The 24680-nt window shown below is 60.8% G+C and carries 21 protein-coding genes and 1 pseudogene; 11 read left to right on the forward strand and 11 right to left on the reverse strand.

What is annotated here, in order from left to right:
- From ahpF to DQ405_RS15220, 3 genes and pseudogenes are all read left to right on the forward strand, one after another.
- Nucleotides 1–1530, forward strand: a pseudogene (ahpF, locus tag DQ405_RS15210) (alkyl hydroperoxide reductase subunit F); the annotation flags it as partial.
- 227 nt (nucleotides 1531–1757) lie between these two features.
- The gene (locus DQ405_RS15215; protein WP_168424993.1) at nucleotides 1758–2882 is read left to right on the forward strand and encodes a DUF3182 family protein; all 1125 of its coding nucleotides are present in this window, start codon (nucleotides 1758–1760) and stop codon (nucleotides 2880–2882) included.
- Nucleotides 2869–3642 carry an alpha/beta hydrolase family protein gene (locus DQ405_RS15220; protein ID WP_168424994.1) on the forward strand — a complete coding sequence of 258 codons (774 nt, stop codon included), beginning with the start codon at nucleotides 2869–2871 and terminating at the stop codon, nucleotides 3640–3642. The genes DQ405_RS15215 and DQ405_RS15220 overlap by 14 nt, the downstream gene beginning before the upstream one ends.
- On the opposite strand, the gene DQ405_RS15225 is transcribed toward DQ405_RS15220, so the two are convergent.
- Genes DQ405_RS15225 through DQ405_RS15245 form a run of 5 tightly spaced genes read right to left on the reverse strand, consistent with a single transcriptional unit; the run spans nucleotide 3639 to nucleotide 9218 of the window.
- Nucleotides 3639–4667 (reverse strand): ion transporter, encoded by a 1029-nt coding sequence (locus DQ405_RS15225; protein ID WP_168424995.1) that lies wholly within the window; start codon nucleotides 4665–4667, stop codon nucleotides 3639–3641. The genes DQ405_RS15220 and DQ405_RS15225 overlap by 4 nt on opposite strands.
- Complete coding sequence (locus DQ405_RS15230; protein WP_168424996.1) at nucleotides 4660–5250, reverse strand: cob(I)yrinic acid a,c-diamide adenosyltransferase; 591 nt, start codon at nucleotides 5248–5250, stop codon at nucleotides 4660–4662. The genes DQ405_RS15225 and DQ405_RS15230 overlap by 8 nt, the downstream gene beginning before the upstream one ends.
- A 21-nt stretch (nucleotides 5251–5271) precedes the next feature.
- The gene (locus DQ405_RS15235; RefSeq protein WP_168424997.1) at nucleotides 5272–7293 is read right to left on the reverse strand and encodes a HAMP domain-containing sensor histidine kinase; all 2022 of its coding nucleotides are present in this window, start codon (nucleotides 7291–7293) and stop codon (nucleotides 5272–5274) included.
- Between the two features lie 42 nt (nucleotides 7294–7335).
- Entirely contained in the window at nucleotides 7336–8253 is a 918-nt protein-coding gene (locus tag DQ405_RS15240) for a putative 2-dehydropantoate 2-reductase (RefSeq protein ID WP_168424998.1), read from the reverse strand.
- Entirely contained in the window at nucleotides 8253–9218 is a 966-nt protein-coding gene (locus DQ405_RS15245; RefSeq protein ID WP_168424999.1) for a response regulator, read from the reverse strand. Before DQ405_RS15245 ends, DQ405_RS15240 begins: the two co-directional genes overlap by 1 nt.
- A gap of 141 nt (nucleotides 9219–9359) precedes the next feature.
- Here DQ405_RS15245 and DQ405_RS15250 point away from each other — a divergent pair, with 141 nt between their 5' ends.
- The gene (locus DQ405_RS15250) at nucleotides 9360–9839 is read left to right on the forward strand and encodes a YajQ family cyclic di-GMP-binding protein (protein WP_168425000.1); all 480 of its coding nucleotides are present in this window, start codon (nucleotides 9360–9362) and stop codon (nucleotides 9837–9839) included.
- Between the two features lie 83 nt (nucleotides 9840–9922).
- Nucleotides 9923–10747 (forward strand): mechanosensitive ion channel family protein, encoded by an 825-nt coding sequence (locus DQ405_RS15255; RefSeq protein WP_168425001.1) that lies wholly within the window; start codon nucleotides 9923–9925, stop codon nucleotides 10745–10747.
- Nucleotides 10748–10784: 37 nt separating this feature from the next.
- Here the strand turns inward: DQ405_RS15255 and DQ405_RS15260 are convergent, their stop codons facing one another.
- A complete protein-coding gene (locus DQ405_RS15260) occupies nucleotides 10785–12485 on the reverse strand; it encodes an AmpG family muropeptide MFS transporter (protein WP_168425002.1) in 1701 nt (566 codons plus the stop codon).
- Between the two features lie 34 nt (nucleotides 12486–12519).
- Nucleotides 12520–12879 carry an MGMT family protein gene (locus DQ405_RS15265; RefSeq protein ID WP_168425003.1) on the reverse strand — a complete coding sequence of 120 codons (360 nt, stop codon included), beginning with the start codon at nucleotides 12877–12879 and terminating at the stop codon, nucleotides 12520–12522.
- A gap of 141 nt (nucleotides 12880–13020) precedes the next feature.
- On the opposite strand from DQ405_RS15265, the gene DQ405_RS15270 reads away from it, so the two are divergent.
- Complete coding sequence (locus DQ405_RS15270; RefSeq protein WP_168425004.1) at nucleotides 13021–14025, forward strand: DUF481 domain-containing protein; 1005 nt, start codon at nucleotides 13021–13023, stop codon at nucleotides 14023–14025.
- 53 nt (nucleotides 14026–14078) lie between these two features.
- Here DQ405_RS15270 and DQ405_RS15275 read toward each other — a convergent pair whose 3' ends face one another.
- A complete protein-coding gene (locus DQ405_RS15275; protein ID WP_168425005.1) occupies nucleotides 14079–14837 on the reverse strand; it encodes an SDR family oxidoreductase in 759 nt (252 codons plus the stop codon).
- 102 nt (nucleotides 14838–14939) lie between these two features.
- Between DQ405_RS15275 and DQ405_RS15280 the strand changes: the two genes are divergently transcribed.
- From DQ405_RS15280 to DQ405_RS15300, 5 genes are all read left to right on the forward strand, one after another.
- Nucleotides 14940–15644, forward strand: a complete 705-nt coding sequence (locus DQ405_RS15280; protein WP_168425006.1) for a DUF2470 domain-containing protein — start codon at nucleotides 14940–14942, stop codon at nucleotides 15642–15644.
- Between the two features lie 126 nt (nucleotides 15645–15770).
- A complete protein-coding gene (locus DQ405_RS15285; protein WP_168425007.1) occupies nucleotides 15771–16235 on the forward strand; it encodes an FxsA family protein in 465 nt (154 codons plus the stop codon).
- A 250-nt stretch (nucleotides 16236–16485) separates the two neighbouring features.
- The gene (locus DQ405_RS15290) at nucleotides 16486–16779 is read left to right on the forward strand and encodes a co-chaperone GroES (RefSeq protein WP_019340746.1); all 294 of its coding nucleotides are present in this window, start codon (nucleotides 16486–16488) and stop codon (nucleotides 16777–16779) included.
- 57 nt (nucleotides 16780–16836) lie between these two features.
- Nucleotides 16837–18486, forward strand: a complete 1650-nt coding sequence (gene groL, locus DQ405_RS15295; RefSeq protein ID WP_019340747.1) for a chaperonin GroEL — start codon at nucleotides 16837–16839, stop codon at nucleotides 18484–18486.
- 234 nt (nucleotides 18487–18720) lie between these two features.
- The gene (locus DQ405_RS15300) at nucleotides 18721–18951 is read left to right on the forward strand and encodes a hypothetical protein (RefSeq protein ID WP_168425008.1); all 231 of its coding nucleotides are present in this window, start codon (nucleotides 18721–18723) and stop codon (nucleotides 18949–18951) included.
- A 59-nt stretch (nucleotides 18952–19010) separates the two neighbouring features.
- Here the strand turns inward: DQ405_RS15300 and DQ405_RS15305 are convergent, their stop codons facing one another.
- The 3 genes from DQ405_RS15305 to DQ405_RS15315 form a co-directional block, all read right to left on the reverse strand.
- Nucleotides 19011–22064: a multidrug efflux RND transporter permease subunit gene (locus DQ405_RS15305; protein WP_168425009.1), complete on the reverse strand. Its 3054-nt coding sequence runs from the start codon at nucleotides 22062–22064 to the stop codon at nucleotides 19011–19013.
- Nucleotides 22065–22092: 28 nt separating this feature from the next.
- Nucleotides 22093–23259 carry an efflux RND transporter periplasmic adaptor subunit gene (locus tag DQ405_RS15310; RefSeq protein ID WP_168425010.1) on the reverse strand — a complete coding sequence of 389 codons (1167 nt, stop codon included), beginning with the start codon at nucleotides 23257–23259 and terminating at the stop codon, nucleotides 22093–22095.
- Between the two features lie 306 nt (nucleotides 23260–23565).
- A complete protein-coding gene (locus DQ405_RS15315) occupies nucleotides 23566–24672 on the reverse strand; it encodes a methyl-accepting chemotaxis protein (protein ID WP_446730884.1) in 1107 nt (368 codons plus the stop codon).
- Between the last annotated feature and the right edge of the window lie 8 nt (nucleotides 24673–24680).

Raw genomic sequence — 24680 nt, forward strand, 5'->3', positions numbered from 1 at the left:
ATCTTGAAAAGGTCACCCAGCCGTTCGAGATCGTTGCGTCCCTCGATGACGGTGCCAAATCCCAGGAAATGCTCAGCCTGCTGGAAGAGATCACCAGCCTGAGCGACAAGATTACGCTGCGTACTGACGGCGATGACGTGCGTAAGCCCTCGTTCGCACTCAACCGCATCGGTGGCAACATCAGCCTGCGTTTCGCTGGCATCCCGATGGGGCACGAATTCCACCTCGCTGGTGCTCGCCCTGCTGCAGGTTGGCGGCCATCCGTCGAAGACTGCACCGGAAGTCATCGAGCAGATCCAGAACCTCGATGGTGAATACAACTTCGAAACCTACTTCTCGCTGTCCTGCCAGAACTGCCCGGACGTGGTCCAGGCACTGAACCTGATGGCGGTGCTCAACCCGAACATTCGCCATGTCGCCATCGACGGCGCGCTGTTCCAGGAAGAAGTCACGGTGCGTCAGGTCATGTCCGTACCGAGCATCTACCTTAACGGCGAGCTGTTCGGCCAGGGGCGCATGGGCGAGGAAGAGATTCTCGCCAAGCTCGACACCGGTGCTTCGGCCCGTGATGCCGAAAAGCTCAGCGCCAAGGACGCGTTCGACGTGCTGGTCGTCGGCGGTGGTCCGGCCGGCGCTGCCGCCGCCATCTATGCCGCGCGCAAGGGCATCCGCACCGGTGTCGCCGCCGAGCGCTTCGGCGGTCAGGTGCTGGACACCATGGCCATCGAGAACTTCATCTCGGTCAACGAGACCGAAGGCCCGAAGCTGGCCCGCGCACTGGAAAGCCACGTGCGAGAGTACGATGTCGACATCATGAACCTGCAGCGCGCTGCCCAGCTGATTCCGGCCTCGACCGACGGCGGACTGCATGAGATCAAATTGGAGAACGGCGGCTCGCTGAAGGCCAAGACGCTGATCCTGGCCACCGGTGCGCGTTGGCGTGAAATGAACGTGCCGGGTGAGCAGGAATACCGCGGCCGTGGCGTCGCCTACTGCCCGCACTGCGACGGCCCGCTGTTCAAGGGCAAGCGCGTGGCAGTAATCGGTGGCGGCAACTCGGGCGTGGAAGCGGCCATCGACCTGGCGGGCATCGTTGCTCAGGTCACACTGCTCGAGTTCGACAGTCAGCTGCGTGCCGATGCCGTGCTGCAGAAGAAGCTTCACAGCCTGCCCAACGTCACGGTGATCACCAGTGCGCTGACCAGCGAGGTCACCGGCGACGGGCAGAAGGTCAACGGCCTGGTCTACAAGGATCGCAACTCCAGCGAGTTCCACACGCTGGAACTGGAAGGCATCTTCGTGCAGATCGGTCTGCTGCCCAACTCCGATTGGCTGAAGGGCACCGTTGAGTTGACGTCGCGTGGCGAGATCATCGTCGATGCGCGTGGCGAGACCTCGCTGCCGGGTATCTTCGCCGCGGGTGACGTGACCACCGTGCCGTACAAGCAGATCGTCATTGCCGTCGGCGAAGGTGCCAAGGCCTCGCTGAGTGCCTTCGATCACCTGATCCGCAGCTCGGTCGACGACTGAACCTGAGCGGTAACGAGAAAGGGGGAGCAGATTTCGGTCTGCTCCCCCTTTTTCGTTCGCGCCTCACGCCGGGGTGGTGGTCGGGACATCATTGAAGGATAGATAGCGTGGATAGGGGGTCTATCTGATTACACCGGATCCGCTTTGGTCGGGTGGAAACGAGCGATGGAGCGGCGTTTTGCCGCTGCGTCGTGCATGTACCAGTAGTCCATGGAGCGAATCCACCTATGAAGACTGCGGATACCCCGCAAGACGCCCGAGGGGCTGTCGTAACCTTTGCCAATCGATCTAACGAACCCCTGCATGAAAAGGCTGTGCACGAGCAGTTGGCCAAACGCTTGGCGGCGCTCCAGGGGTTTGCTTTTCTCGGTGAATATGACCGCAGTGTCAGTTATCCGCGCCAGCTTTATTTCGTACCGTCTGGCACCGTCGTAGGTGCCGATCAAGCGCGGGAGCTGGGTTTGGAGAGCGAGCGGGATCTGTTTGGCGGTGTCGTACCCCATGCATTCATTGAAACCAAGGCAATCACTCATCCGCTGGTGCGCCCGGATGCCGACTCGCCCATCGGCTGGTCGCGGGATTTCGCTCGGCGCGTCACTGGCGGCGTTTTACCCGGCTACAGTGCGTTCTCGCTGCGCGATGCGCGTGAGGCTGGGCGGCGCCTGTTGCATGAGGGGGCGCTCAGAATCAAGCCGGTGCGAGCGACCGGCGGTCGAGGGCAGGAGCGGGTGACCTCCGACCAACAGCTCGATCGTGCGCTGGAAAATATGAACGAAGACGAGCTGGCCCAGTACGGCCTGGTCCTCGAGGCGAATCTAGAGCACGTAACCACATTCAGTGTGGGACAGGTACGTGCTGCTGGGCGAACTCTGAGCTATCACGGTACCCAGCGGCTGACCCAGGACAACGCGGGTCAAACGGTGTACGGCGGTTCGGACCTACTGGTCGTTGAAGGAGATTTCGACGCCCTGTTGAGCCAGGATCTGCCCGAAAGAACACGCCTTGCCATCTCCCAGGCGCAGGCCTACGACGAGGCTGCGTCGGCTTGCTTTCGCAATTTCTATGCGTCTCGGCGCAATTACGATATCGCTCAGGGCATCGATGACAGAGGGCGCGCCTGCTCCGGTGTGCTGGAGCAATCCTGGCGGATCGGCGGGGCCAGCACCGCCGAGGTGGCGGCGCTGGAGACATTTGCCAAAGGTGCCGGCAGACCGTTTGTTCGCGCATCTTCGATTGAGCTCTACGGCGACTCGACCGTGCCTGATGGCGCAACGGTACTGTTTCGTGGCGAGGACGCCGAAGTCGGTTTCATAACCAAGTACGCAATGGTGGAGGAGCATGGCAACCCATAGCGAAAGCGTAGACATCCTCGTAGATGATGAGCACATCGCCGGCACTTTCCTGTCGCCGCCGACGAAGCTGCCGGGCGTGCTCTTCGTGCACGGCTGGGGCGGGAGTCAGGAACGAGACCTGACGCGTGCACGCGGTATCGCCGGGCTGGGCTGTATCTGTCTATCGTTCGATCTCAGGGGGCATGCCCTGACATTGGCACAACAACAGACCGTTACCCGAGAGCAGAACCTGCGTGACCTTCTAGCCGCTTACGATCTCCTGGTGCAGCATCCGAATATCGATCCGTCAGCGATCGCCGTGGTTGGCACCAGCTATGGTGGTTACCTGGCCGCGCTGCTCACGTCCCTGCGACCGGTCAGGTGGTTGGCGATGCGTGTCCCAGCGCTTTACGGGGACGATGACTGGGCGGTGCCGAAGCGGCAGTTGGATCGCAACCTGCTGAATCAGCTGCGAGGCCGGCGGGTCGTTCCCGAGGAGAACCGAACGCTGGCGGCCTGCGCCGAATTTCTTGGCGACGTGCTGATCGTCGAGTCCGAGCATGATCATCTGGTCCCGCACAGTACGATCATGAGTTACCGCGCGGCGTTCCAGCAGACTCACTCACTGACCCACCGGATTATTCTCGGTGCCGATCATGGCCTGACCAACGAGAACTGCCAGAAGGCCTACACCGATATCCTCGTCAAATGGGCCACCGAAATGGTCGTCGGTGCGCGCATCGATCATCAGCATGATGCGACCGCAGCGATGTCGTCCTAGCCCGGCGGCGTTGGCGGCTCGATAGGACCAACGAAACGGCTCCAGCGTCGATCGAGTACCTGTTGCTTGAGCACCTCGATGATATCGACCAATAATTCCTCAAGGGCGAGATCGGTGCTCTCGTCCTGGTAAACCCAGGCTTCAAAGCATTCGTCAGCCAGATTGCGGGCCAGGCGCTGGAATTGAGCGCCCTGCAGACCCTCTACCGCGCCCTGTAGCAGTCGTGCCGCGATATCTGTCAGCGCCTCGTCCAGCGTGTTAGCGACCCGATCGCCCAGCGGAAGGCGGCGCAGGCGGCCGACTTCAGGGTTGTTCGCCAGGGCTTGATGGATCAAACCGCCAACATAGCCTTCGATGGCGCCGCGGTTGTCCCGATACCCGCTCTCCAGCATGCCGTGCAGGCGCCGGGACAGATCGTTCAGTAAGCGTTCCTTGCGCGGCCTCACCACCTCTTCCAGCAGCCTACGAGATAACTCGTCGCTGGCGCCTATCTCTTGCTGCATGCGGCTGAACAATCGAACCATGACGCGATCAGACAGCTCTTCCAGCAACAGCAGGTAATAGCGATGGATCAGCCCGTAGATCGGCCACTGGCGCACGTCGATGAGGCCCAGCCTCTGCAGGCGGAAGAGCAGGCTGCCGACCCGCAGAACACGCAGCCAGCGAAAGCCGGTCAGCGGGATGCAACCGAGCACGTCATACCAATGCGCGAAAGGGTAGTAATACCAGCGCGCGTAACGTCGTTCGAACAGTGCGACGGTCCAGCCGAGTATCACGTCGAGGATGAATATGGCGACGAAACCTAGATCGATCAGCTGGAAGTTACGGTGAATCAGCGTGTCGTAGCGCTGGTGCAGCCTCGGCAACCACTCGGCGAAGGCCTGGTTGATCGGCTGCACGATGAACAGGCTGTCGAACACGATCAGCCCCAGGTTGATGCATACCAGCAAGACGATGAACGCTTCCCAGGCTGCGTGCAGCCCATCGCGAATACGGTCCTGCCGGGCCGCGGCCTGCTCAGGCATCGGTGTTGTCAGGCGCGCTGGCGGCATGCCAGAGGATTTCGGCGCAGCCTTGGCGACGTGCGATCAGGCGAGCGACAACGAAGAACAGGTCTGACAGGCGATTGAGATACGCCAACGCGACCGGACGCAGCGGCTCGATGGCGTTGAGCTGTTGGCAGCGTCTCTCGGCGGTACGAGCCATGCTGCGGCACAGGTGGGCGAGCGCGATCAAGCGCGTGCCGCCCGGCATGATGAAATCTTCGAGTGGTCCGAGCTCGGTATTCCAGTGATCAATAGCTGCTTCCAGGCGCGCCACCTCGGCGTCCGTCAGGGCCTGATAATCAGGCATCGCTAACTCGCCGCCGAGGTCGAACAGGCGGTGTTGGCAGGGTCCCAGGACTTCGATCAGCTCAGACAGGTCCGGCCAGCGCGCTTGGGCTTCGGCGAGCTCGGCGAGCAGCAGCCCCAATTGGCTGTTGAGCGTATCGACCTCACCCATGGCTTCGATTCGCGGGTGGTCCTTGGGAACCCGGCGGCCATCGGCCAGACCGGTTTCCCCGGCGTCGCCGGTGCGGGTGTAGATCTTGGATAGTCGATTGCCCATCTGTGGTTTCCTGGTTTGGTTTCAGTTGGCGTCGGATGCCGATGTAAGCGGCAGGCGAAGGGTGAAGGTGGTGCCCTGGTCGGACCTGCTCTGCACTTCCATCTGGCCCTTGTGATTGTTGGTGATGATGAAATACGAAACGGAAAGACCCAGCCCGGTTCCCTGACCCACCTCCTTGGTGGTGAAAAAAGGCTCGAAGATTCTCTTGCGGATGTGCTCAGGGATACCGCTTCCGTTGTCTTCCACTTGGATCTCGGCCCAGGGCGGGTTCAGACGTGTCCGCAAAATGATTTGCCCACGGCCACGGCCACGGCCACGTTCCGGTTTCTGGTAGATGGCTTGCGCGGCGTTTTTTAGAAGGTTCAGCAGTACCTGTTCGAGTTCGTTGCCGATGCAGGGAACCCGGTCCACTTGCGGGTCGAAGTCGCGGATGATCTCGATGGAGCGGAAGTCGAAGCCATCCATCAGCGCGAAGTCGCTACCGGCAATTTCTAACGCCTGATCGATCAGTACGGTCAGCTGGCATTCGGCCAGTTGCCGGTTGCTCAGACGGCTGAAGCTCAGCATGTGGCTGACGATCTTGGCTGCGCGGGAGCCGGCTTGCTGGATGCCGTCGAGCAACTGAGGAATTTCCCGTCGTTGCAGATATTGATTCACCGCCTCCAGCAGTACGCCCGTTTCATCGGCGACTTCACGGTTTCGCTCAAGGTCCGGCGACAGGCGTCGGCGGATATTCTGCGCGTTGTGCAAGATAGCGCCGAGGGGGTTGTTGATCTCATGCGCCATGCCGGCGGCGAGGCTGCCGACTGACAGCATTTTCTCCGATTGCACCATGATCTCTTCCATGTTGATACGCTCGGTGATGTCGTCGATGCGGATAACCACGCCGCGGCCGCCACCCCCCATCAAGGGGTAGAGCGTCAGGGCGTAATGTCGAGGCTCGCCATTGAACGTCCAAGTAACACGCTCGATCTTCTCGACTTGGTGCCGTTCGGATGTACGACGAATCTGCGTCAGGAAGGGTCTCAGCGGCTCGAAGGCGATGAATACGGGCTGGTTCAGGGCGTCGTCGATGGAGGTGCCGGAGAGCGCGCTGGCCTGCTGGTTCCATTGGGTCACGTAGAGTTGTTCATCCAGCGCGATGAGCACCGACGGCATCGAGTCGATGATGCTGTTCAGGTAGTTCTGAAAGCCGGTGAGCTTCTTTTCGATCTTGCTGCGGACCTGAACTTCCAGCTCGAGCTTGCGGTTGGAGTGTCGGGTTTCCTCCGCGAGGCCCTGGGCGTGATCGAATGCATCCTGGGCATCGTCGCGGGCACGCTTGAGTTGCTGCTCGCGAGCTTCCATGCGCGACAGCATGGTATTGAAGGCGTCAGCCAGGTGGCCGATTTCGTCCTGGTTCCTCGGCGTCGCGCGCAGGGAATAGTTTTCTTCACGCGTGACCTGGCGGGACAGGGTTTCGAGGTCGCGGATCGGATGCGTGACCAGCCGGCGTATCTGCCGAGCGACCAGCACCCAAAGCAGCAGGCTGACCAGAAGTATGGCAAGACTGGCGGTCAGGGTGCCGGTGTAGAAGGCACCGGGCAGCTCGCTGCTGGCGATGATCAGCAAGTGGCCCGCAGGCCCCACGGTTTGCGGCAGTTCGACCAGCAGGTTGGCACGCATTTCGGTCTTCTGCCATGCCGACAGCTCGCTGACCCGCTGCGGCAGGTCCAGCGGCGCACCGCGATACAGCTGTGCCAGGCTCCGGCCGGTGCTGTCGTAAATCACGGCTGCCCGCAGCGGGGCGTAATCGTTCAGCTTCTGTAACAGCTCGTTGGCGGCCGCTTCGGATTCCAGGGCGCGGTTGCTCAACTCGGGCGTCGCGAACAGCGCGCCGAGTGTATGCATGGCTTGCGGCGCGACGCTCTGGCGAGAGATCCAGTAGGCCGCGCTGATGAATGCGAGATTGGACACTAGCAGCACTGCAGCAAGCAGCACGAGCAGGGCGATCAACAGCTTACGGCCGACCGGGAGATTTTCGAGGCGCTGGCGCAGGGTCATGGCAGGCACTGGCGAAGGGTGTTTCAGCAGGGTAGCGGTGCCTCAGTCCGTGGGCAATCCACGCTGGTGCAGGAACGCTTGGAGTTGCTCCAGCAAACCGCACAGCTCAGGTACCTGCAACCCATGATGGCGTGCGGTCCGGCAGGCCTGGCCGAGCAAAAAGCTGACTTCGGTCCGGCGACCGCTTCGCACGTCCTGATGCATTGATGAGTAATTGTTGGCTGTTGCCTCGATTACACGCAGCACTTCCGCTTCGAGCCCATCGGCGGCGTCACCCTGATCGCAAGCCTGGAGTAGTTCGACGAGTTCGTTGCAAAGCCGGTGCAGTTGCTCGGGGTGCGCCAGCAAATCACCGTTGCGACAGTCATGCAGGACGCTCAGCGGATTGATGGCGCAATTGATCGCCAGCTTGCGCCACAGCTTGACCATGATGCCGTCGGTCCATGTGTAGGGAATGCCGGCCGCGTCGAGATCGGCGAGCCATGACGGAGGGCTGCGATGGGCCGGTTCGCCCAGCCAGTTTTGCCCCTGACCGGCATGGACTATCTGGAAGCCATCCTGCCGATAGGCCCCTTCGGTGCTGGAGATGAACACGCAGCGGCTGTCCGGCCAGCGTGCGGCAATGGCTTGTTGGCTGCCCAAACCATTCTGCAGCAGGAGAATTTCCGATCCCTTGACCAATCGCGGCGCCACCTCGGCGATGGCAGCTTCCGCATCGTAGGCCTTGCAGGCGACCAACAGTCGCTCGATCAGCGTGGTGGCCTCAGGCAGCTCCGCCGGTACGGGGTAGACGTATGGCTGCCCGTTCTCGATCAGGCCCAGGCCGCCGGCGGCCTGATAGTCGGCCAGTCGCGCCGGGTTGCGCAGGATGATCCGCAGCGGGACGCCGACACGGAACAGGCGCGCCGACCAAAGCCCTCCGAGGCTACCGGCGCCCAGAACGTGCCAAATCTGGGCCATCAGGCAGGTTGCCTGTAACGTAGGGGCACGATGCGTCCCGTGGTATAGGCGTCAGGCAGCAGGGCCTCGGCGCGTTCGATTATCACCTGAGGGTCGAGCGGTAATGCACTCGCATCGAGGCTGACCAGACCGATGCCCGCCTTGATCGAGATGAAGCCCTCGCTGGTCTTGAATGCCTTGAGATTGAGCCCATCGTGCAGCCGTTTGAAACTGCTCGGTGAGCAGGCGCTCGGATCATCGACCAGGGTGAGCAGGCCGAAGTGCGCTTCATCCAGGCGGGTGAGTATGTCCAGAGGTCGCACCAGCTGCTGCAAGCGCTTCGCCACGCCTCGCAGCAATTCTTGATGAAAATGCTCGCCATAGCGCTTACGTTGGCTGGGGAGTTCCGGCAGACCTATCGTCAGGTAGCATAGCGCGCCGCCACGGCTTCCGATCTGGCGCAGGCTATCGCCGAGCCGCTGGCGAAGATACCGGGTGTTGCCGAGTCCCGTGATCGGGTCGATCAGGTTGCGCATTTCCAGGCTGGCGATGTTCTCGGTCAGTAGGCGGTTTTCCCGCATCAGCCGCTGCAACGAACCACAAAGCCGATCAGCCGCATATATCCTCGGCACCAGCTGGTCATTCATCACCGATTTGCCGATGAAGTCGTCCACGCCCTGGTCGAATGCCTTGCTCAGCACATCCTGACCGTCGCGCCCGGTCAACAGGATGATGTAGGTGTAGTGGTCAGACATTTCGTCCTGCTGGCGCACCTGGGTAGTCAGCTCCAAACCGTCCATTTCTGGCATCAACCAGTCGGCCAGCAGGACGTTGGCCGGGCGCTGCTCAATCAGCTCCAATGCAGCGATGGCGCTATTGGCGAAACGAATATCTTCGTACCCGGCCTTGGACAGGACGCGACCGATCATCACGCTTGAGAACTTGGCGTCGTCGACCACCAGGATGCTGAGTTGAGGGTTGGGCATTCATGGGCTCAGAGAAGGAGGGTGTCGTAACACTGGGTGGCCGGGCGTTATCGGCCTGAACGGTTATAATGATGGCCCATTTGAACCGTCAAACTAAGCGCGCTGGATCACACCGTTGCGCCGTTTTTTAGGAGGAAGCTCATGCCCTCGTTCGACGTGGTGTCCGAACTGGACAAACACGAAGTCACCAATGCCGTCGATAATGCTTTGAAGGAACTCGATCGGCGTTATGACCTACGCGGTAAAGGCACCTTTGAACTCAAGGAGTTGACGGTCCATCTGACCGCCGATGCCGACTTCCAGTTGGAGCAGATGCTGGAGATTCTGAAACTGAGCCTGGTCAAGCGCAAGATCGATATCCAGTGTCTCGAGCTAAAGGATCCCTATCCCTCGGGCAGATCCGTCAAGCAGGACGTCGTGCTGCGTGAAGGCATCGACAAGGAGCTGGCCAAGAAAATTGTCGCCTATATCAAGGACGCCAAGCTCAAGGTGCAGGCAGCGATCCAGGGCGAACAGGTTCGGGTGACTGGCAAAAAGCGCGACGATCTGCAGGAAGCCATTGCGCTGCTGCGAGCCAAGGATTTCGGTATGCCGCTGCAGTTCAACAATTTCCGCGATTGATTCCGGCATGCCATGCGTGCTTTTCCGCTTTCTCCGAGCCGCCATTGTTGGCGCGCTCGGTGACCCAAAGGAGACTTCTACTGATGGATTTCGGTGTTGATTATCTGGTCGAGCTATCCGAGGCATGGTTGCCGATCGTTCTACAGTACGGTGCCCAGCTTCTGCTGGCGCTAGCCACCTTTCTGGTCGGCTGGTGGCTGATCAACAAACTCACCAGCAAGGTTGGCGGTCTGCTGCAGCGCCGCCAGGTGGACCCTTCGCTGCACGGTTTCATCGAGAGCCTGTTGAGCATCATTCTGAAGGTGCTGCTGCTGGTCAGCGTGGCGTCGATGATCGGGGTGGAAACGACGTCCTTCATCGCCGTGATTGGTGCGGCCGGTCTGGCGATCGGTCTGGCGCTGCAGGGAAGCCTGGCCAATTTCGCTGGTGGGGTGTTGATCCTGTTGTTTCGTCCAATTCGCGTCGGCGAATGGATTGAGGCACAGGGCGTCTCAGGAACCGTACATGCGATCCAGATCTTCCACACGATACTCAAGTCGGCTGATAACAAAACCATCGTGGTCCCCAACGGCAGCCTGTCCAATGGGCATATCACCAACTATTCCCGCGAGCCGCGTCGTCGCGCCGATATCAACATCGGCATCGATTACAGCGCAGACATCAAACTGGCGCGCAAAATTTTGCTGGAAATCGCCGAGGACGAGCGCGTCCTGCGTGATCCCGAGCCCGTGGTGTTCGTGACCGGGCTGGGCGATAGCTCGGTCAACCTGTCGCTGCGGGTCTGGGTGGCGACCGGTGACTTCTGGCCGGTGACCTTCAATTTTACCGAGCGGGTGAAGGAGCGCTTCGACGAGGCTGGGATTGGTATTCCGTTTCCGCAGCGTGTGGTGCATCTAGTTCAGAGCTGAGCTCAGAGCTAAAAAAGCCGGCGATTGCCGGCTTTTTTTAGCTCCGCTCGGTATTCGCCAGCGGATCAGCCGTATCCAATTGCCTGCGGCTGCGTGACCATTGCCACACAATCAATATCAGGGTTGGCACGCCGAGCAACGCGGTAACCAAGAAGAAATCACTGTATCCAAGATGCTCCACCATTACACCGGAGTAGCCGCCCAGCAGGCGGGGCAATAGCAGCATCAGCGAACTTAGCAACGCGTACTGCGTCGCCGAGAACTTCAGGTTGGTGAGGCTCGACAAGTAGGCGACGAAGGCGGTGGAGGCCAGGCCTCCGCTGAAGTTGTCGCAGGAGATAGTGACGATCAGCATGTTCAGGTTGGCGCCCATATCCACCAGCAGCATGAACATGAGATTGGTCGCGGCGGAGGCAACACCGCCGACGAACAGAATCGGCAGGATGCTGAAGCGCACGATCAGCAGGCCGCCAAACGCTGCACCGAGCAAGGTCATGATCAGTCCGAACAGCTTGCTGACGCTGGCAATCTGATCCTTGCTGAAACCTTGGTCGATGTAAAAAACATTGGCCATGACCCCCATTACCGTGTCGGACATCCGGTAGGTGGCGATCAGCCCCAGCAGTAGCAACGCCTGCCAGCGATAGCGAAGAATGAAATCGGTGATGGGCGTCAGCACCGGTCCCATCAGTATCCGCCCAGGACCGGACAGGCAACCCCAGCAGATCAACAGGTACATGGTGCCGCGTGGCCAGTAGCCGCCCCAGTAAGACTGGAACATGCCGGTGGTCGACACCATAAGAATGATCAGCACGATCACCGAAACCGCCTGATGAACGAAGTCGAAGCGCGCCGGGCGCTGGCGCTGGCCAGCCTGTCGCAGCATCTGCCGGACCGGCACGAGCAGCGCACGCCCCCAGGGCGACATCGATCCGATGATGAACAAAAGGTACAAGGTTGCGCGCGGCCAGGCCTGTGCAATCAGCGCGTTGATCATCGCGGGCACCGATATCAGCAGCAGCAACAGCAAGCCGACTCCTGCCAGCTGGTGGTTGAAGCTGAACTTCGAGGGCTCGTTGGGCAGCGGTGCGGCACCCTCCGGTTCCGGGATCAGCAGGCTGGTGATCAGCCCCGGCAGAATCAGCAGCGCAAAGGCGATATAGGTGGTGGCCCAGGCTGTCTGGCTGTATTCGAGATTCGTTGAGCCCAGCCATTCGGCCAGAAACAGCGCGCCGGCGCTGGCCAGCAACATGGCGATGCGATAACCGGTCATGTAGCTTGCCGCCAGCGTCGCCTGTAGCTTGTCCTCGGCGATTTCCAGACGGTAGGCGTCGATGGCGATGTCCTGTGTCGCTGAGGCGAAGGCCACCGCGACTGCCAGGGCAATCAGCATGGTCAGGTTGTGCTGCGGGTTGCATAGCGCCATGCCGATCAGGCCGATGGCAATCACCGCTTGCGACAGCACCAGCCAGGAGCGGCGACGTCCCAGCGCGCCGATCCAGGGCAGGCGCCACTGGTCGAGCATGGGCGACCAGACCCACTTGAAGGCATAGGCCAGGCTGATCCAGCTGGCAAAGCCGATGGTTTCGCGTGAGACGCCCGCTTCACGCAGCCACACCGAAAGCGTGGAAAACACCAGGATTGCAGGCAGGCCTGCGGCGAAGCCGAGCACCAGTAGCGTCAGTGAGGCAGGGCTGGCGTAGGCAGCGAGCGCGGCGCGCCAGGTTTCACGGGACATATGACGGGACGGATATAGACATGAAGCGCGCACTCTACCCGCTGTGCTCAGCCGAATGCCAGCCGTGCCGACGTATGTCGACCCGGTCGTTGACGATGGTCACGCCCTCGGCGCGCAGCCGCATGCGCTGCTCGTGTCCGGCGGCGCTGCCTGCTGGCAGGCTGAGCCGACCGCCGGCGGCGATTACTCTGTGCCAGGGCAGGCTGGTGCCGTCGGGCAGCTGGGACATCAGCCTGCCGACCCAGCGTGCCGCACGGCCTAATCCGGCCATGGCCGCCACCTCGCCATAGCTCACCACCTTGCCTTCCGGAATCTGCGCCATGACGAGGTAGACGGCCGAGCGGCGCGACTCAGCGTCGGCACCAGGCGGTAACAGAGGCGGTTGCTCGATCATGAGGATGTTCCTGTATGCGGTCGGGCATGTAGGGCGGGCGCTGAACTCGCTTCCCGTTCAGCGGTCAGTGCTTGCTGTGACTAAACGCATAGGGATAATGCCTGCCTTTTTAACCGCTCCTGCGCAGAATTTCAGCCCTCTATGTTCTCCAGAACCCTGCTTTGCGTGTCTCTTTCCGTATTCACCCTGCCGTCGCTCGCCGACACCGTCTGGCTGAAGAACGGCGATCGCCTGACCGGCAAAATCAGCGTGCTCGACGGCGGCAAGCTGCTGATCGAAACCGACTACGGCGGTTCTATTCCGGTGAAATGGAGCCAAGTCGCGACACTGGAAAGCAACCAGCAGTTGCTGATCAAGCAGGATGACGTGACCGGCGAAATGGCCAAGTCGCTTCAGGCTTCTGATGACGGGACGGTCATCCTGAGCAATGGCGGAGTGCCGCGTACGGTCCCGCTTGCCAGCATCACTCAGATCATCCATCCCAAACCGCTGATCCATGACCTGACCTGGAAAGGCAACGTGGATGTGGCGCTGGACTACAAGCGTGCCGAAACCGATACGGACGACTACGACGTATCGTTCGATACCTCAGCGCGCCACGGCCTCTGGCGTCACAACGGCAAGGCCAATTACAACCGCGAATACCGTGACGGCGTCACCGCGACGGACAACTGGGATGCTGAGTACGCGCTCGATCGGTTCATCGATGAGCACTGGTTCTGGCAGGGGCGCTTTGAATACAAGCGCGACAAGGTCGAAGACGTTCGCCGCCAGCGCACGCTGGGTACCGGTCCGGGTTACCAGTTCTGGGACAACGAACTGGGCGCCTTCTCGCTCGCCTCGTTGGTGAACCGCAGCGACTATGAATTCGCTGATGGCAACAAGGAAAGCTTCTACTCGCTCGCCATGAAGTGGGACTACAACCGCTATCTGGTGGGCAAGACCTTCGAGCTGTTCAGTAACGGCGAAATCGGCAAGCCGCTGGAAAACGTCGCCGATTACGAATTCGACGCGGAGGTGGGGCTGCGCTACAAGGTCACCGATTGGGCCTCGCTGAACATGAAAGCTGAAAAGGACATCGTCAGCGGCGCGGAAAGCGATCTGGATGAAACCCGCTACAGCATCGGTTTTGGCGTGGGCTGGTAAGCCCGGGGCTGTCTGCAGACCGGACGCTCAGGCGCCCGGTTGCGTATCAGCGGCTACAGCCGCAGCCCGCCATCCAGCTCAAGGATGCGGCCGGTGTAATAGTCGTTCTCGAAGATATAGGCGACCGAATGGGCAATCTCCATCGGCTTGCCGAGTCGCTTGAGCGGAATGCCAGCGGTCATTTTTTCCAGCGCTTCGGGTTTCATGCTCGCAACCATCTCGGTCTCGATGAACCCGGGGGCGACACCGGCGACGCGAATGCCGTAACGCGCCAGTTCCTTGGCCCAGACGACGGTATCTGCTGCCACGCCCGCCTTGGCGGCCGAGTAGTTCGCCTGGCCCATATTGCCCGCCCGGGAGATCGAGGAGATATTGACGATCGCACCCTGACGCTTGAGCTCGATCATTTTCGACGCCACTTCGCGAGTGCAAAGGAACACGCCGGTCAGGTTGACGTCTATCACCGCCTGCCATTGCGCCAGGCTCATTTTCGACAGCTCGCCGTCCTTGAGCTTGATGGTCAGGCCATCGCGGAGAATACCGGCGTTGTTCACCAGCCCATCCAGGCCGCCGAAATCATCACTGACCTGGCTGACCATGTGACTGACCTGTTCTTCGTTGGCGACATTGCACAGATAGGCGCGGGCATCTCCACCGGCGCTTTTGCAGGCCGCCACGGCCTCGTCCAGTCGTTCCTGATTAAGATCGACCAATGCCAACCGTGCGCCCTTTCCGGCGAGGTATTCGCCCATCGCACGCCCCAGCCCCTGGCCGCCGCCCGTGATGATGATGACCTTGTCTTTTAGCTGCATGCCCATCTCCTACTTATGCATCGCACGTCGGTAAACGACGTTCGCTGATGAAACCGTTATGCTGTTGCCCCGTCGAACCGAACACGCCCTTGAGGAGCCCTAGTGAGCGCTGAAGCCGCCAAGCATGCCCGACAACTCCTACTCAAGGAATACCGTGGTGTGCTCTCAACGCACTCCGCGACCATGCCCGGCTTCCCATTCGGCTCGGCTGTGCCGTACTGCCTGGGCGAGGAGGGCTGGCCGCTGATGCTGATCAGCCGAATCGCTCAGCACACCAAGAATCTTCGGGCCGACCCCCGCTGTTCATTATTGGTAGCGGAACGTGGCGCAGAGGACGTGCAGGCCAACGGACGCCTGACCGTACTGACCGAGGCCCGGTTGCTCACCGAGACCGCCGCCATCGATGCCGCGGCACAGCGCTATTACCGCTATTTCCCCGAATCACGCGATTACCACCGCGTACACGACTTCGATTTTTGGGTGCTGCAGCCAGTGCGATGGCGCTACATCGGAGGCTTCGGCGCAATCCACTGGCTGGACGAGGTGGCGTTGGCCAACCCGTTCGCCGGGGCAGGCGGCGGCGAGGGCGAAATGCTCGAACATATGAACAATGATCACGCCGTGGCGATCGCCCATTACGTCGAGCAAGAAGGCCTGCCGACGGCGCCCGAAGCCCGCATGGTCGGGATCGACAGTGAGGGTTTTCACCTGCGCATCGGTCGGGCCATTCACTGGCTGACATTCCCAGCTACTTGTACCAACCCAGGCGCGGTGCGGCAGGCGCTGGTGGCGATGGCGCGACGCTGACCCAAATTGACGTAAGCGCAGGGGTGAATAATCCGGTTACAGCCTGTTCCCTGGATGGGTTGAATTCGGACCGACCTGCCGTCATCTACACGAGACCGGAAGCCGTTCTTCCGCCAAGGACTATCGATGCGTATTTTCTTATTGCTGTTTCTTCTGTTTCCGCTGGCCGAGCTGGCGTTGCTGATCAAGGTTGGCAGCTCGATTGGCGTGCTGCCGACCATCCTGCTGCTGATCATCAGCGGCATGGCCGGCATCCTGTTGTTGCGTCTGGCAGGTTTTGCCACCGCCTGGCGCGCGCGCGAGCGGTTGGCTCGCGGTGAGCTGCCGGAGCGGGAAATGCTGCAGGGGCTGATGATGGCCGTTGCTGGCGGTCTGCTGTTCCTGCCAGGCTTCCTCAGCGACCTCATCGCGCTGCTGGTGCTGTTTCCGCCGTCGCGCAAGCTGTTTGTCAACTTCGTCGGCCGTCGTGTCGAAGCGCAGGCCCAGCGCCGCCGCGCCTTTGCCGATGATCTGCGTCAGCAGCAGGAGCGTCACGCCGGGCCGCAGCGCCCCAACGTGATCGAGGGCGAGTGGGAGCGCCGCGACAAGTGACGCTTACCGCTCGAGCAAAAAGGCATGCGCAGGCATGCCTTTTTTCATTTCTCGATGGAAAAAATCAACGCTGTGCCCTTGAAATCATTTTTGACGCCCGCATGTAGCGGTCACCGCAAGGTCGCTGTCGTGTTCGACAGTCCGTTTTCTGCGGCTCGCGTTGCGGGCCGCAACCGGCACCGCCGGATTTGCCCAACCCGCCGATGAGAATGCATCGGCATGGAAACCACTGTACTAGGAGAGATCGACAATGAAGCTTCGTCCTCTGCATGACCGCGTCGTGATTCGTCGCAGCGAAGAAGAAACCAAGACCGCAGGCGGCATCGTGCTGCCGGGCTCCGCTGCCGAGAAGCCCAACCGTGGTGAGATCGTCGCTGTAGGCACTGGCCGCGTTCTGGACAACGGCGAAGTGCGTCAGCTGGCCGTCAAGGTGGGTGACCAGGTCGTATTCGGCCCTTACTCCGGCAGCAATACCGTCAAGGTCGACGGTGAAGACCTGCTGGTGATGAGCGAGAACGAAATCCTCGCCGTCGTAGAAGCCTGATCAGCGCTCGCTTATAGCGAACAGCGTTCCATCAACAGAATTTGAGGAAGAATCAACATGGCTGCTAAAGAAGTTAAATTCGGCGATTCCGCCCGCAAGAAAATGCTGGCAGGCGTCAACGTCCTGGCTGATGCGGTAAAAGCGACCCTCGGTCCGAAAGGCCGTAACGTGGTTCTGGAGAAGAGCTTCGGTGCTCCGACCATCACCAAGGACGGCGTTTCCGTTGCCAAGGAAATCGAGCTGAAGGATCGTTTCGAAAACATGGGCGCGCAGCTGGTCAAGGACGTCGCGTCCAAGGCCAACGACGAGGCCGGTGACGGCACTACCACCGCCACCGTTCTGGCTCAGGCCATCGTCAACGAAGGCCTGAAGGCCGTCGCTGCCGGCATGAACCCGATGGACCTGAAGCGCGGCATTGACAAGGCAACCATCGCCGTTGTTGCTGAGCTGAAGAACCTGGCCAAGCCATGCACCGACTTCAAGGCCATTGCCCAGGTCGGCACTATCTCCGCCAACTCCGACAGCTCCATCGGTGCCATCATTGCCGAAGCCATGGAAAAAGTTGGTAAAGAAGGCGTCATCACCGTTGAAGAAGGCTCGGGTCTGGAAAACGAACTGTCCGTCGTAGAGGGCATGCAGTTCGACCGTGGTTACCTGTCCCCTTACTTTATCAACAAGCCGGACACCATGGTCGCCGAGTTGGACAGCCCGCTGCTGCTGCTGGTCGACAAGAAGATCTCCAACATCCGCGAACTGCTGCCGGTTCTCGAAGCCGTCGCCAAGGCTGGTCGTCCGCTGCTGATCGTGGCTGAAGACGTTGAAGGCGAAGCGCTGGCGACTCTGGTCGTCAACAACATGCGCGGCATCGTCAAGGTCGCTGCGGTCAAGGCACCTGGCTTCGGCGACCGCCGTAAGGCGATGCTGCAGGACATCGCTATCCTGACTGGCGGCACCGTGATTTCCGAAGAAGTCGGCCTGAGCCTGGAAACCGCTACCCTGGAGCACCTGGGTAACGCCAAGCGCGTTGTGCTGAACAAGGAAAACACCACCATCATCGACGGTGCTGGCCAGCAGGTCGACATCGAAGCCCGTGTAGCGCAGATCCGCAAGCAGGTCGAAGACACCACGTCCGACTACGACAAAGAGAAGCTGCAAGAGCGTCTGGCCAAGCTGGCTGGCGGTGTTGCCGTGATCAAGGTCGGCGCCGGCACCGAAGTTGAGATGAAAGAGAAGAAGGCCCGCGTCGAAGACGCCCTGCATGCCACTCGTGCTGCCGTTGAAGAAGGCGTGGTACCTGGCGGCGGTGTCGCTCTGGTGCGTGCGCTGCAGGCTATCTCCGAGCTGAAGGGTGAGAACGAAGACCAGAACGTCGGTATCGCGCTGCTGCGTCGTGCTGTCGAAGCGCCGCTGCGTCAGATCGTTGCCAACGCTGGTGGCGAGCCGAGCGTCGTGGTCGACAAGGTCAAGCAGGGTGAAGGCAACTACGGCTTCAACGCTGCTTCGGACACCTACGGCGACATGATCGAGATGGGTATCCTCGATCCGGCCAAGGTGACCCGTTCCGCGCTGCAGGCCGCGGCCTCCATTGGTGGCCTGATGGTTACCACCGAAGCCATGGTCGCCGAGAGCATCGACGACAAGGCTGCTCCAGCCATGCCGGACATGGGTGGCATGGGCGGTATGGGTGGCATGGGCGGCATGATGTAAGCCAGCGGCCTCTAGCTGCATAAAGAGCCCCGCCTTGTGCGGGGCTTTTTTATGGCGGCCGTTCAGAGCTCTACCGGAGGTATGCGAAGTCCAGCCGAATGGTTTCATTGGACTATTCGCAGTTTTTCGGTAAGGACTGCTCAAAAAATGACCACTTGTCACGTTGTCGAGCATCTGAGGAGTTTGTCGACTATGGTGAATTTCTCGATTCACCGAATAACAAGGGCTTGCGCAATGAACCTTGAAATCGCCCGAGGATTGTTCTTGGTCGCCTCGTTGGGTGTCGCCTCCCTGTGCGCTGCCGCCTGGAGCGAGCCTGACGCCAAAGTTGTGGCACGCAGCGACGTTAGCGATCACTGCCCGATTCCGCGCATGGCCCGAGCCTCTGTTTTGGATGCGCGCCCCGATCAGGACCTGTTGCTGTTCATGTACGGCTTGTCTCAAAGCCTGGTGGGCCGAGGCTAGTCATACCTGCGCGAGCCAGCCGCCCGGCGCGAGCGGATGGGCACCCTCGAACCCTGTCGTTAGCCTGTTGTCTGCGCCATCGGTGCTACCGTGCGCTCCGGGCTCGCCAACAGCGTATAGACCGCCGGTAGTACGAACAGCGTAAACAGCGTGCCGACCGTCATGCCCGTGGCGATCACCATTCCGATATCGAATCGACTCACGGCTCCGGCGCCGCTGGCCAGGATCAGCGGAACCATGCCGAATACAGTTGCTGCGGTCGTCATCAGCACCGGCCTCAATCGGATCGCTGCCGCTTCCTCCACCGCTTCACGACGGCTCAAGCGTCGCTCTCTACGCAGTTGATTAGCGAACTCGACGATCATGATGCCGTGCTTGCTGATCAGACCGATCAGCGTCACCAGTCCAACCTGTGTGTAGATATTCATGCTCGACAGGCCGAGGAATAGGGGCACCAGTGCGCCGCAGATCGACAATGGCACGGTGACCAGTATCACCAGCGGATCGCGGAAGCTCTCGAACTGCGCCGCCAGTACGAGGAAGATGACGGCCAGTGCGAGCGCGAACGTGGTGTACAGCGCATTGCCTTCCTGAATGTACTGACGCGACGCGCCGGCGTAGTCGAAGGTGTATCCCTGCGGCGCTTCCTCGCGTGCGATGCTGCGCAGGGTGTCGATGGCCTCGCCCATGCTGACGATCGGGAAGCCCTGGATCGTCGCGGCGTTGAGCTGCTGGAACTGACTCAACTGGGTTGGCCGGGCGCGGTCATGCACCTTGATTAAAGTGGATAAGGGCAGCATCTCGCCGCGATCATTCTTCACATAGTAATTGCTCAGCCAGCCTGGATTGTCCCGGTAGGCTTGCTCCACTTGGGCAATTACCTTGTAGCTGCGGCCCTCGATGGTGAAGCGATTGATCTCGCTTTCGCCGAGCAGGGTTGCCAGCGTCACGCCGAGGTCTTCCATCGTCACGCCCATTTGCGCCGCCTTTTCGCGGTCGATGTCGACGACGATTTCCGGTTTGTCGAATGCCAGATCCACATCGAGAAAAGCAAACTTGCCGGACGCCTGGGCTTTTTCCTTGATTCGCTCAGTCACCTGCAGCAGCGACTCGTAGTCGTTAGCGGTATTGATCACGAACTGGAATGGCAGCCCTTCGCCAGTGCCCGGTAAGGAGGGCAAATTGAAGCCGAAGACTTGCAAGCCAGGGATCTGATCGATCTTCGCTTGCACCTCGGGAAGTACCTCCATCTGGGTGCGCTCACGCTCGTCCCAAGGTGTCATCAAGAACCCACCGATGCCGCTCTGCACACCGTTGAAGCCGTTGATCTGGAACCAGGAGTAATACTCGGGGAACGATTGGAAGATCTCCAGAAACTGATCGGTATAGGCGTTGAGGTAGTCGAGGTTGGCCGTCTGTGGTGCGCTGGCCATCATGAAAATGATGCCCTGGTCTTCCTCCGGCGCCAGCTCGCTTTCGGCGAACTTGAGCAGGACCGGAATCAACCCGAGCACGATCACGGCGAATACCAGCACCACCGGGCGGGTATTCAGCGTGCCGTGCAGGGCGCGCTGGTAACGCAGTTTCAGTCGATCGAACAACAAATCCAGCCGATGTGCCAGCCCCGTCGGGTTTTCTTCATGGCGCAACAGGCGCGAGCACATCATCGGCGACAGCGTCAGCGCCACCACGCCTGAGATCAGCACCGCTCCGGCCAGTGTCAGTGCGAACTCCTGAAACAGCGCACCGGTCAGGCCCTGCAGAAAGCCGATGGGTGCATAGACCGCCGCGAGGGTAATGGTCATGGTGACGACTGGCATGGCGATCTCTCGAGCGCCGTCGATCGCTGCCTGGAAGGGCGACTTGCCGTCCTCGATATGCCGATGGATGTTTTCCACCACCACGATGGCATCGTCCACCACCAGGCCGATCGCCAGCACCATGGCCAGCAACGTCAGCAAATTGATCGAGTAGCCCATGGCCTGCATGAAGAACATCACGCCGATCATTGACAGCGGAATGGTCACCACCGGAATCAGCACCGAGCGCAGTGATCCGAGGAATAGGAACACCACCACGATGACAATCACCACCGCTTCGGCAAGGGTCTTCACCACTTCGTCGATCGAGGCCTGGATGAAGCGGGTGGCATCGTAGGCGATGGTGACTTTCAGGCTCGGCGGCAGCTGCGATTCGATCTCCGGCAAGATCGCACGTACCTCGCTGATCACGTCCAGCGGGTTGGCGCTCGGGGTGCCTTTGATGCCGATATAGACCGAGGGAATGCCATCGAATGAGCTGATGGCGTTGTAGCTTTCGGCACCCATCTCGACCCGCGCCACATCGCCGAGCAGTACGCGGCTGCCGCCTTCGGTCTTCAGCGGTATGGCGGCGAATGCTTCGGGCGTATTCAGCTCGGTGTCGGCGTTGATGCTGGTGACGACATATTCCCCCTTCACCTCGCCAGCCGCGGCGAGGAAGTTGTACTTGCGCACGGCCTCGTTCACGTCCCCCGCAGACAGCCCGTAGGCCGCAAGCTTCACCGGGTCCAGCCAGAGGCGCATGGCAAACACCTGGTTGCCGAGAATTTCCGCCTCGGCCATGCCGGGCAGGGTGGCCAGTTTCGGCTGGATGACACGCGACAGATAATCGGTGATCTGGGGGTTGGTCAGCTGTTCGCTATAGAAGCTGATGTACATGAGCGCGGTGGAGTCGGCGGCCTGCTTGTTCAGCACCGGGTCCTCGGCGTTTTGCGGCAGCTGGTTCTTTACCGAGTTGGCCTGGCTCAACAGCTCCGTGTAGAGCCGGTCGGTGTCAGCCCCGATACGTGCGTAAACCGAGATGGTGGACACGTTTTGCTGGCTCACCGATGTCATGTAGTCGACCCCCTCGGCGCTAGCCAGGCTCTGTTGAAGAGGCTGGGTGATATAGCCCTGGATGGTCTCCGCGTTGGCGCCGGGATAAGCGGTGGTCACGGTAATCAGCGCGCTTTCCATCTGCGGATACTGACGAATGACCAAGCTGTTGAATGCTTGGAAGCCGAGCAGCACGATCAACAGGCTGATCACGCTGGCCAGTACCGGACGGCGAATGAATGGGTCGGTAAATGCCATAGCGATTGATGTCCCTGTGGTCGGCGCCTCAGCGGGCGCCGGATCCGTTGTCTGTCTCGAGCTTGAGCGTGCGCTTCTCGGCGATGGCGACGTGGGCGCCAGCGTCCAGCTTTAGCTGGCCGGCGATCACGACCTGCTCACCAGCTTCGAGTCCTTCGAGGATCACCACCTGACCGTCGCGACGCTCGCCGGTCTCGACGAAGCGCCGCTCAACGACCAGATAGGGTTCATTTTGCCCAGAGGCTTCGGGGGCTTGCTCGGTGCCTTCTGCGGGTTCGGGTGCTTGTCCTTCCTTCACGACGAGCACCGAATTGCCATAAAGCGTGTAGGTGATCGCAGTTTCCGGTACCACGACTCGTGGCTCCTCACTGGGCAACAGTACCTGCAGGTCGGCGAACATGCCCGGCAGCAGGCGCTCGCCGGGGTTGGCCAGTTCTGCACGGACCTGCACGTTACGGGTGGTGGTTTCCACCTTAGGGTTCAGCGCGACGATTCGGCCTTCGAAGTACTCATCGGGAAACGCAGCTACCTGGATCCGCACGGGTTGCCCGATGGCGAGCAAGGGCACCTGCTGTTCGGCCAGATAGAAGTCAACGAACAGGGTCGACAGGTCCTGCAGCGTCGCAATAGGCGTGCCGGCGGCAACGAAATCGCCGACGTCCACCTGGTTGATCCCGATGGTTCCGGAGAAGGGCGCGAGGATGCGCTTCTTTGCCAGGCTGGCCTTCAGCTGCGCGACAGTGGCAGCGGCTTTCTGCGATTCGGCATTGAGCCGATCGAACTCGCTGCGTGAGATCGCTTGGCGATCGACCAGACTACGTGCCCGCTCGAACTCGACCTTGGCGAGATGCAAGTCGGCCTGGGCCGCTGCCAGGCTCGCCTGTTCGATCTCGCTGTCGAGCAGAACGACCGGTTGGCCCTTGAGGATCTTCTCGCCCGAGCGGAACTGCACATCGCTGATGGTGCCAGCGATCTCCACGGACAGGTCGATGCCCTGGGATGCAGTGAGCGTGCCGATAGCCGGGAGCCGACTTTGCCAAGGCTGACGACTGGACTCGGTCACCTCGACACTGATCGGCGGCTTCGGTGCGTTGAATTGCTGGATCTGTGAGTAAATCGAGTTGAACTTAAGGGCGGCGAGGATCAATACCACGACGATCACCGCGCCCAGCATGAGCAGCATGCGGCGCAACATCTTCCGTATTCCTTGGATAGGGATGAGCCGGCTGGCTACTGCCATGAAATGAGGCAGCCGTTCAGGTGCACAAGCGACCGAGTACCGACCTGATGCGGCCCCGGCCTATGGTTGTTCCGACCAGAACGGTCGGGAAGCAGCGAAAGTAGCTCCGAACCTGGCGTATGTAAAGGGATAGGTAGAGGTGTCTGCGACGAGCTTGGCAGGGTGCATAGCGGCGGGGTAGAGCCGGAATGGCTGTGTCCGGCAGTACTTACCTTTCAACGGCCCCACCGTCGGAGGAGCCGTTGCGTCGGCATATCCGTATCAGCCCGCGAGGCGGTGCGTCACTTCGCTGAGCTGGGTCGACAACCCATGCAGGTTCTGGCTGGCTTTCTCGGTGCGCTCGACGTTTTCCTGATTGGTCGTGGCGATGGCGGTAATTTCGGTCAGGTTGCGCGAGATATCTTCGGCGACGGAAGTCTGTTCTTCGGCTGCGGTGGCGATCTGCCTGTTCATGTCGCGGATCGCTTCAACCTCCTGGGTGATGCGCTGCAGCATGCTGCCCGCTTCCGTCACCTGCTCCACGCCCTCGTCGCTGCGAGACTGGCCGCCCTCGATGGCGCGCACGGCATCCACCGCCCCGGTCTGCACGGTATCGATGATCTGATGAATCTCGGCAGTCGAATCCGCCGTGCGCCTGGCCAGTGTGCGCACCTCATCGGCTACGACCGCAAAGCCACGGCCAGCGTCACCGGCACGGGCGGCTTCGATGGCAGCGTTGAGCGCTAGCAGGTTGGTCTGGTCGGCAATGCCGCGAATGACTTCCAGCACCTTGCCGATGCGCCCGCTGTCTGCCTCCAGGCGGCGAATGACTTCAGCCGTGTTGCTGATCTCGCTGCGCATCTCAGTGATCGTGTGAATCGTTGAGCGCATCATGCTCTCGCCTTGCTGCGCCGAATGATCGGCCGCATCGGCGGCGCGCGCGGCGTCGGCGGCATGGCGGGCCACGTCCTGCGATGTGGCGGACATCTCGTGCATGGCGGTGGCAACTTGGTCGGTGCGCGAGAACTGTTCGCGGGCTCCCTGACCCATCAGCATGGCAATGTCGTTCAGCTCGCCGCTGGCGCTGTCCAGGTCCGAAGTGCTGCGTTGCAAGCGGGTAAAGGTATCCGCAAGGAAGTCGCGCAAGATGTTCGCGGCCACGGCGAGGTGCCCTAGCTCGTCGGCACGGGATGTATCGACGCGCTCGCTGAAATTTCCCTGACTGAGCTTGGCGATGTGATTGATCAATTGGCGGATCGGGTCGATCAGGTTGCGGTTCACCAGCCACAGACTGATCAGCCCAATCAGCGCCCCGGCAGCAAGCATGATCAGCGCGCCAGTGGTGATGGCCCTGTCGGCGGCGGAGCTGATCTCATCGGAGCTACGCAGCGCTGACT

It is taken from the genome of Pseudomonas sp. SST3 (assembly GCF_003325755.1).